Here is an 8,785-nt window from a genome sequence, read left to right as displayed (position 1 = left end):
GTTACATTCCGAACCCGGAAGCTAAGCCTTACAGCGCCGATGGTACTGCAGGGGGGACCCTGTGGGAGAGTAGGACGCCGCCGAACAATTCTTGAGAAAAGCTCTGGCTCTTGGGCGCCCAGCCCGGGAGCCAGAGCTTTTTTGCGTTGAGGTAAGGTCAGGGAGCATCGTTGGTTCGTTCCCCAGGAGGCCCCCGGGTGGAGGTCCAGGAGACCCGTGTCCAGACTGACCGGGTCCTCACCATCCCGAACATCCTCAGCATGGCGCGCCTCGTCGGCGTGCCCCTCTTCCTGTGGCTCATTCTGCGGCCCGAGTTCGGCGGTCCGAAGAGCGACGGCTGGGCGCTGTTGGTGCTGGCCCTGAGCGGTGTCAGCGACTACCTGGACGGCAAGCTCGCGAGGCGATGGAACCAGATCAGCAGCCTGGGCCGGCTCCTCGACCCCGCCGCCGACCGGCTCTACATCCTGTCGACACTGGTCGGCCTGACCTGGCGCGAGATCCTGCCGCTGTGGCTGACGCTGGTCCTCCTGGCGCGTGAGCTGGTCCTGCTGGTCATGGTGGGTATTCTCCGGCGGCACGGGTACCCGCCACCGCAGGTGAACTTCCTGGGGAAGGCGGCGACGTTCAACTTGATGTACGCCTTCCCGCTGCTCCTGCTCAGTGACGGAAGTGGATGGATCTCGTCACTCGCTGCTATTTTCGGATGGGCGTTCGCCGGATGGGGTACAACGCTCTACTGGTGGGCAGGTGTTCTTTACGTGGTGCAGGTCCGCCGTTTGGTCCGGGCGGACGCCATGGCTGATTGACCCCGCAGTTCAAGTGGCCGTTATGGCCCGATGGCCCGTGCTGGAAAAGTACGGGACAATCAAGGCGGGTGAAGTCGGCTAGACCGTCGTCTCTTGGAGGAGGACGCTTCCGACATGAAGGCCGTCGTGATGGCCGGAGGCGAAGGTACGCGCCTTCGCCCCATGACCTCGAGCATGCCCAAGCCGCTCCTGCCGGTGGCCAACCGGCCGATCATGGAGCACGTTCTGCGGCTGCTCAAAAGGCATGGGCTCAACGAGACAGTCGTCACCGTCCAGTTCCTGGCCTCGCTGGTCAAGAACTACTTCGGTGACGGTGAAGAGCTCGGAATGGAGCTCACCTATGCCAATGAGGAGAAGCCACTCGGTACCGCGGGAAGCGTCAAGAACGCCGAGGAGGCGTTGAAGGACGATGCCTTCCTCGTCATTTCCGGCGACGCGCTGACCGACTTCGACCTCACCGAGCTCATCAATTTCCACAAGGAAAAGGGTGCGCTCGTCACCGTCTGCCTGACCCGTGTGCCGAACCCGCTGGAATTCGGCATCACCATCGTCGACGACGACGGGAAGGTCGAGCGGTTCCTCGAGAAGCCGACCTGGGGCCAGGTCTTCTCCGACACGGTGAACACCGGTATCTACGTCATGGAGCCCGAGGTCTTCGACTACGTCGAGGCCGACGTGCCCGTCGACTGGTCCGGTGACGTCTTCCCGCAGCTGATGAAGGAAGGCAAGCCGATCTACGGCTACGTGGCCGAGGGCTACTGGGAGGACGTCGGCACGCACGAGAGCTACGTCAAGGCCCAGGCCGACGTGCTCGAGGGGAAGGTCGACGTCGACATCGACGGCTTCGAGCTCTCCCCGGGCGTGTGGGTCGCCGAGGGCGCCGAGGTGCACCCGGACGCCGTGCTCCGAGGCCCGCTCTACATCGGCGACTACGCCAAGGTCGAGGCCGGCGCCGAGCTCCGCGAGCACACCGTCGTGGGCTCCAATGTCGTCGTCAAGAGCGGCGCCTTCATGCACAAGGCCGTCGTCCACGACAACGTCTACGTCGGGCCGCACAGCAACCTGCGCGGCTGCGTCGTCGGCAAGAACACCGACATCATGCGCGCCGCGCGGATCGAGGACGGCGCCGTCATCGGCGACGAGTGCCTGGTCGGTGAAGAATCGATCGTCCAGGGCAACGTCCGGGTCTACCCCTTCAAGACCATCGAGGCCGGCGCCTTCGTCAACACCTCGGTGATCTGGGAGTCCCGCGGGCAGGCGCACCTCTTCGGTGCCCGAGGCGTGTCCGGCATCCTCAACGTCGAGATCACGCCGGAACTCGCCGTGCGGCTCGCCGGCGCCTACGCGACCACGCTGAAGAAGGGCTCCACGGTCACCACGGCCCGCGACCACTCCCGTGGTGCCCGGGCACTGAAGCGGGCGGTCATCTCCGCGTTGCAGGCCAGCGCCATCGACGTACGCGACCTGGAGAACGTGCCGCTGCCCGTGGCGCGGCAGCAGACCGCGCGAGGCAGCGCCGGCGGCATCATGATCCGGACCACGCCGGGGGTTCCGGACTCCGTCGACATCATGTTCTTCGACGGACAGGGAGCCGACCTGTCGCAGGCCAGCCAGCGGAAGCTGGACCGGGTGTTCGCGCGGCAGGAGTACCGGCGCGCGTTCCCCGGCGAGATCGGCGACCTGCACTTCCCGGCCAGCGTGTACGACTCCTACACCGGGTCGCTGCTGCGGAACATCGACACCACCGGGATCGCCGAGTCCGGGCTCAAGGTCGTCGTGGACGCCTCCAACGGCAGCGCCGGCCTCGTCCTGCCCAGCCTGCTCGGCAAGCTCGGTGTGGACTCGCTGACCGTCAATCCCGGTCTGGACGAGTCCAGGCCCACGGAGTCGGCGGACATGCGGCGCTCCGGCCTGGTGCGCCTCGGCGAGATCGTGGCGTCGTCCCGGGCGGCGTTCGGCGTACGCTTCGACCCCGTCGGCGAGCGGCTCTCGCTCGTCGACGAGAAGGGCCGGATCATCGAGGACGACCGGGCGCTGCTGGTCATGCTGGACCTGATCGCCGCAGAGCGGCGCAGCGGCCGGGTCGGCCTGCCGGTGACCACCACGCGCATCGCCGAACAGGTGGCGGCCTACCACGGCACGCAGGTCGAGTGGACCACCACCTCCCCCGACGACCTCACCAGGGTCGGCGGCGAGGACGGGACGATCTTCGGCGGCGACGGCAAGGGCGGCTTCATCGTTCCGGAGTTCAGCAGCGTCTACGACGGCACGGCGGCGTTCGTGCGCCTGATCGGACTGGTGGCGCGGACCCAGCTCACCCTCAGCCAGATCGACGCGCGCATTCCGCGGGCCCACGTCCTCAAGCGCGATCTCGCGACCCCGTGGGCGGTCAAGGGCCTGGTGATGCGGCGAGTGGTCGAGGCGGCCGGAGAGCGCTCCGTGGACACCACCGACGGTGTCCGGGTCGTGGAGTCCGACGGCCGCTGGGTGATGGTGCTGCCCGACCCGGCCGAAGCGGTCACCCACCTGTGGGCGGAGGGCCCCGACGACGCCTCCGCGCAGGCCCTGCTGGACGAGTGGTCCGCCGTGGTGGACAGCGCGGGCCGGTAGTCCGCGCGGCACCCGGGTGTGCCGGACAAGCCTCCTCAAGGGGGCCTGTCCGGCACTCGGCGGGGCCGTTCGAAGGCGGTGGCGGCGACGTGCGACGATGTGCGGCATGCCGCAGCAACCCCCCGTTCGGAGCACATCCACGCGGCCCCCGCGCCCGGATGCTTCCATGTCGTTGATCACCAACGTCATGGACCACAGCCTGGACGACGGCTACGCCGAAGCCGCCGCGCGCAAGCGCGCCGAGGGCCAGGGCGGGCTGCCCAAGACGCTGCGGGCCAAGCTCGGTCTGGCCGCCGGGCTGGTGCTCGCCGCCCTCGTGGTCACCGTCGGCGCGGCACAGGCGCGGGTGACGGCCCCGACCGTCGCCAAGGAGCGCGAGGAGCTCATCGACCGCATCGACGAGCAGAGCGCCGCCGCGGACGAACTCGAGGAGACCATCGACAAGCTCCGCGCGGACGTGGGCGCCCGGCAGCAGGAGGCGCTGGAGCGCGGCGGGGGCGGTGGCCGCTCCGACCTGGTGGGCATCCTGGCGGGCGCCGTCCCGGTGCACGGGCCCGGCGTGAAGCTCGTGATCGACGACGCGAAGGACACCGGCACCGGTGGTGACGGCCCGCGGGGCACCTCCGGGTTCTCCGACACCGGCAGGGTGCGCGACCGGGACATGCAGCGCGTGGTGAACGGGCTGTGGGCCTCCGGCGCCGAGGCGATCTCCATCAACGGGCAGCGGCTGACCGCCCTGTCCGCGATCAGGGCCGCCGGTGACGCCATACTGGTCGACAACAGGCCGCTGGTACCGCCGTACACGGTGCTCGCGGTGGGGGACGGCGAGCGGCTCGCCTCCGATTTCCAGGACACCCCGGACGGGTACTACCTGCGGGCGCTGCGGGAGAACTACGGGATCCGGACGTCCATCGCCGCGCAGGACGAGGTCAGGCTGGCCGCCGCTCCGAGCGTGATCGTACGTACCGCACAGCCGAAAACCGAGAAGGGCACATCGTGATCGCCGTACTGGGCCTCGTGGTGGGAGTCGTGGCCGGGCTGTTGGTCCGGCCGGAGGTTCCGGCGGCCGTCGAGCCGTATCTCCCGATCGCCGTCGTCGCGGCGCTCGACGCCGTCTTCGGCGGTCTGCGGGCCATGCTCGACGGCATCTTCGACGACAAGGTCTTCGTGGTCTCCTTCCTGTCGAACGTGGTCGTGGCCGCGCTGATCGTCTTCCTCGGCGACGAGTTGGGCGTGGGGGCCCAGCTGTCCACCGGTGTCGTGGTCGTCCTGGGCATCCGGATCTTCTCCAACGCCGCGGCGATCCGCCGGCACGTGTTCCGGGCGTGAGGCCGATGAGCGACCAGGACCGCACGCCGGACGGCCCGCTGCGCAAGGAGCTGCCCGAGGAGGTGCCCGCGGCGGCCGGCCCCGCCGCCGGGACAGCGCAGGCGGCCGAGGAGCCGCAGCCGGAGCTCACCGGGCGCCAGCGGCTGCTGAAGGGGCTGTGGCCCCCACGGGTCAGCCGGGCCCAACTCATCGTCGCCCTGCTGCTGTTCGGCCTCGGATTCGGGCTGGCCGTGCAAGTGGCGTCCAACAGCGACGGCGACAGCGCGCTGCGCGGCGCCCGGCAGGAGGATCTCGTCCGCATCCTCGATGAACTCGACGACCGCACGGAGCGTCTTGAGGACGAGAAGCAGGGGCTGGAGAAGCAGCGCGAAGAGCTGGAGAACAGCTCCGACCAGGCCGAGGAGGCCCGCAGGCAGACACTGGAGAAGGAGCGGCAACTCGGCATCCTGGCGGGCACCGTGGCGGCCGAGGGGCCCGGCATCACGATCAGGATCGACGACGCGAAGGGGACGGTCGAGGCGAACATGCTGCTCGACGCCATCCAGGAGCTGCGTGCGGCTGGTGCCGAAGCCATCCAGGTGAACGGCGTGCGAGTCGTGGCCGGCACCTACCTGACCGACTCGGACGGTGATGTGAGCGTCGACGGGAACAAGATCAACGCGCCCTATCGTTTCAAGGTCATCGGCAAGCCGCAGGATCTCGAACCGGCGCTCAACATCCCGGGAGGCGTGGTGCAGACTCTGGAGAAGGAACAGGCCACCGTCACCGTCGAGCGGTCGGGCAAGATCGTCGTGGACGCCTTGCGAGCGGTGAAGCGGCCTGACTACGCTCGGTCGTCCTCCCAGTGAACCGGGGGTGCATGGGGGTCGTCCGACGAGGGCATGAGGTTGCGGGGGGTCGGCGCACCGATTGGGTGGTGCGTGGTGGAAACTGTCTGGTGGAGACGGACGTTGTGAGGATGTCCGGGTCGGCCGGTAGGTTCAGTGAGGGTTCGTCCTGCCCCACGGGCGGGTCTGTTTCGGTCAAGGGGAATCGCCCGTGAAGTTGTTTGCGAAGTTGTTCGGCAAGAGTGCACGAGAGGGCAGCGACAACGCCACCGCTCGTCATCGCGCACAGCCCGACGCGGAAGGCGGACGCCCGCTGTTCCGGGACCAGGTGGCTGGTCCGGGCGGTGACATTTCCGGAGGTCAGGGCGCGGCGTCTGTTGACCCTGCACAGTCCGGCGGCATAGGTTTCGGGCAACCGTCAACCTCAAGTACGGGTGGAGGGTTTGCCCCCGATCCGTACGCGTCCAACGCCCCGGCGGGGCAGCCGCCGCAGGAGGATCCGTCCATGTCGGCCCTGGTGTGTACGAGGTGCGGTAACCGCAACGCGGAGAACAGCCGCTTCTGCTCCAACTGCGGCGCGCCGCTGCGCCCCGGCATCGCGGCGGAGCGTGCGTCGGAGACGACGTCCACGATCTCCATCTCGGGCCTGGAGGCCTACGACGCCGAGGCCACCGGCCAGACGCCGGTGCCGGCGCTCTCGCCCGAGGCGCAGGCCGCGGTCGAGGCGCTCCCCATGGGCTCGGCTCTCCTGGTCGTGCGGCGCGGCCCGAACTCGGGCAGCCGCTTCCTGCTGGACGGTGAGCTGACCACGGCCGGGCGGCATCCGCAGAGCGACATCTTCCTGGACGACGTGACGGTCTCGCGCCGGCACGTGGAGTTCCGTCGCGGCGCGGACGGCACGTTCACGGTGGCCGACGTCGGCAGCCTGAACGGCACGTACGTCAACCGCGAGCGGATCGACCAGGTCGCCCTGTCGAATGGTGACGAGGTGCAGATCGGCAAGTACCGGCTGGTGTTCTACGCGAGCCAGCGGGGCTACTGACCGTCCCCCGGACATGCTCCGGGGGGACCCCAGGGAAGGTCCATGCTTCAAACACCGAGCGGCGGGGCCGGCAGCGGTACCGCCGCCACGGACAGTGGGCTGATGAGCATCGGCACGGTGCTGAACGTGCTGCGCGACGAGTTTCCCGACATCACCATCTCCAAGATCCGTTTCCTCGAGTCCGAGGGCCTGGTCGAGCCGCGGCGCACCCCGGCCGGGTACCGCAAGTTCAGCGCCCGCGACGTCGAGCGCCTCGGCCATGTGCTGCGGATGCAGCGGGACCACTACCTGCCGCTGAAGGTGATCCGCGAGCACCTGGACGCCATGGAGCGCGGCGAGGCGGTCCAGCTGCCGACGCTCGGCCGCCAGCGGGACGGCGAGACCGTGCCCGAACCGGCGGAGGGGCCCACGGCGGCCCGTATCGGCCGGGCGGAGCTGCTGGCCGCGGCCGGCATAGAGGAGCAGCAGCTGACGGAGTGGGAGTCCTACGGGCTGATCGGTCCGCTGGACGACGGGGCCTACGACGCGGAGGCGGTCACCGTCGCCTCCCTGATCGTCGAGCTGGGCCGCTTCGGGATCGAGCCCCGCCACCTGCGGGTGATGAAGGCCGCCGCCGACCGGGAGGCCGGTCTGGTGGACCAGGTGGTGGCCCCGCTCAGGCGCCATCGGAACCCGCAGACCAGGGCCCATGCGGAGGCCCGTACCAAGGAACTGGCGGGGCTCGCCGTGCGGCTGCACGCGGCGCTCGTGCAGAGTGCCCTGGGCGTTCGCCTGCCCTGAGCCGCGCCTCCGGGGGCCGGCGGCGGGGCCGGGCGGAGAGGGGTCGGATCGGCCACGCGTTCCCTGCTCGACTACCCAAACGTCCCGAGCACGGCCTAGGGTTGCTGTGTGAACGAGCTCGATGTCGTAGGTGTCCGGGTCGAGATGCCCTCCAACCAGCCGATCGTTCTGCTGCGAGAAGTGGGGGGCGACCGCTACCTCCCCATCTGGATCGGGCCGGGGGAGGCGACGGCGATCGCCTTCGCCCAGCAGGGCATGGCTCCCGCCCGGCCGCTGACCCACGACCTGTTCAAGGACGTGCTGGAAGCCGTCGGCCAGGAGCTCACCGAAGTACGCATCACGGACCTGCGTGAGGGGGTCTTCTACGCCGAGCTGGTCTTCGCCAGCGGGGTCGAGGTCAGTGCCCGTCCGTCCGACGCGATAGCGCTCGCGCTGCGCACCGGCACGCCGATCTACGGCAGCGACACGGTGCTCGACGACGCCGGTATCGCGATCCCGGACGAGCAGGAGGACGAGGTCGAGAAGTTCCGGGAGTTCCTCGACCAGATCTCACCGGAGGACTTCGGGACCAGCAACCAGTGACGGACCTCACCGAGCGCATTCGGCTAGCCGTTCCCCGTGATGGGGCACGCCAAACCACTCGTAGGGTGATTATCACTCGGCGTGCCGAGTGTGGCGATCGTTGACGCACCCTCGGTGACTGCCTACCTTCGAGGAGGCAGGTCAAGGACGGAGGTCGGCGTGAGAATCAGCGGCGACGGTACGGCTGGGGGCGCTTCCGGGCGCAGTCTCGGGGCGGGTGGCCCGTACCGGCTTACCGGTGGTGCGGCCGATCACGTTCCGCAGCGACCCACGGTCGTGCCGAGCAGCGGAGGGGCGACGTCCATGACGTCCGAGCAGATCGGCTACCGCGGCCCCACGGCCTGTGCGGCGGCCGGTATCACCTACCGGCAGCTCGACTACTGGGCCCGCACCGGGCTGGTCGAGCCGAGCGTGCGGCCCGCCTACGGCTCGGGTACACAGCGCCTGTACAGCTTCCGCGACGTCGTCGTCCTCAAGATCGTCAAGCGTTTCCTGGACACCGGCGTGTCGCTGCAGAACATCCGCACCGCCGTCCAGCACCTGCGGGAGCGCGGATTCCGCGACCTCGAGCGGATGACGCTGATGAGCGACGGCGCGACCGTGTACGAGTGCACGTCGCCCGACGAGGTGCACGCACTGCTCCAGGGCGGGCAGGGCGTCTTCGGTATCGCCGTGGGTGTGGTGTGGCGGGACGTGGAGAGCGCGCTGTCGCAGCTGCACGGCGAGCGGATCGACACGGGCGAGACACTGGTCGGGCACAACCCGGCGGACGAGCTGGCCCGACGCCGCAACCGCGCGGTCTGAAGTCC

Annotated in this window: 9 protein-coding genes and 1 rRNA gene; all 10 read left to right on the top strand. The window is 69.2% G+C overall.

Annotated features, from left to right (window positions below; genetic code table 11):
* Positions 1-86 (top strand): 5S ribosomal RNA (rrf, locus tag ACZ45Q_RS20735); the annotation flags it as partial.
* A gap of 111 nt (positions 87-197) precedes the next feature.
* Positions 198-806 (top strand): CDP-alcohol phosphatidyltransferase family protein, encoded by a 609-nt coding sequence (locus ACZ45Q_RS20730; protein WP_468263235.1) that lies wholly within the window; start codon positions 198-200, stop codon positions 804-806.
* A gap of 114 nt (positions 807-920) precedes the next feature.
* On the top strand, positions 921-3,416 hold the full coding sequence (locus ACZ45Q_RS20725) for a sugar phosphate nucleotidyltransferase (protein WP_468263233.1): 2,496 nt from the start codon (positions 921-923) through the stop codon (positions 3,414-3,416).
* Positions 3,417-3,513: 97 nt separating this feature from the next.
* The gene (locus tag ACZ45Q_RS20720) at positions 3,514-4,416 is read left to right on the top strand and encodes a DUF881 domain-containing protein (protein WP_468263230.1); all 903 of its coding nucleotides are present in this window, start codon (positions 3,514-3,516) and stop codon (positions 4,414-4,416) included.
* Positions 4,413-4,745 (top strand): small basic family protein, encoded by a 333-nt coding sequence (locus tag ACZ45Q_RS20715; RefSeq protein ID WP_360225068.1) that lies wholly within the window; start codon positions 4,413-4,415, stop codon positions 4,743-4,745. The genes ACZ45Q_RS20720 and ACZ45Q_RS20715 overlap by 4 nt, the downstream gene beginning before the upstream one ends.
* Before the next feature lie 5 nt (positions 4,746-4,750).
* Positions 4,751-5,593, top strand: coding sequence for a DUF881 domain-containing protein (locus tag ACZ45Q_RS20710; RefSeq protein ID WP_468263227.1), 843 nt, complete (start codon positions 4,751-4,753; stop codon positions 5,591-5,593).
* Between the two features lie 484 nt (positions 5,594-6,077).
* Positions 6,078-6,614 carry an FHA domain-containing protein gene (locus tag ACZ45Q_RS20705; RefSeq protein ID WP_468263224.1) on the top strand — a complete coding sequence of 179 codons (537 nt, stop codon included), beginning with the start codon at positions 6,078-6,080 and terminating at the stop codon, positions 6,612-6,614.
* Positions 6,615-6,656: 42 nt separating this feature from the next.
* Positions 6,657-7,394, top strand: coding sequence for a transcriptional regulator FtsR (gene ftsR / locus ACZ45Q_RS20700; RefSeq protein WP_468263221.1), 738 nt, complete (start codon positions 6,657-6,659; stop codon positions 7,392-7,394).
* A 108-nt stretch (positions 7,395-7,502) separates the two neighbouring features.
* Positions 7,503-7,976 (top strand): bifunctional nuclease family protein, encoded by a 474-nt coding sequence (locus tag ACZ45Q_RS20695; protein WP_004934251.1) that lies wholly within the window; start codon positions 7,503-7,505, stop codon positions 7,974-7,976.
* 159 nt (positions 7,977-8,135) lie between these two features.
* Positions 8,136-8,780, top strand: a complete 645-nt coding sequence (locus ACZ45Q_RS20690; RefSeq protein WP_468263218.1) for a MerR family transcriptional regulator — start codon at positions 8,136-8,138, stop codon at positions 8,778-8,780.
* Positions 8,781-8,785: the final 5 nt, after the last annotated feature.

The sequence above is a fragment of the Streptomyces sp. NPDC031049 genome (assembly GCF_055571015.1).
The sequence above is the reverse complement of the archived record's forward strand: the minus strand, read 5'-3'. Positions and strand labels throughout refer to the sequence as shown.

Bases quoted from the DNA above. Each gene is read 5' to 3' on its own strand.
- ACZ45Q_RS20705 (WP_468263224.1), top strand. From the start codon at position 6,078: ATGTCGGCCCTGGTGTGTACGAGGTGCGGTAACCGCAACGCGGAGAAC.
- ACZ45Q_RS20720 (WP_468263230.1), top strand. From the start codon at position 3,514: ATGTGCGGCATGCCGCAGCAACCCCCCGTTCGGAGCACATCCACGCGG.
- ftsR (WP_468263221.1), top strand. From the start codon at position 6,657: ATGCTTCAAACACCGAGCGGCGGGGCCGGCAGCGGTACCGCCGCCACG.
- ACZ45Q_RS20710 (WP_468263227.1), top strand. From the start codon at position 4,751: ATGAGCGACCAGGACCGCACGCCGGACGGCCCGCTGCGCAAGGAGCTG.
- ACZ45Q_RS20725 (WP_468263233.1), top strand. From the start codon at position 921: ATGAAGGCCGTCGTGATGGCCGGAGGCGAAGGTACGCGCCTTCGCCCC.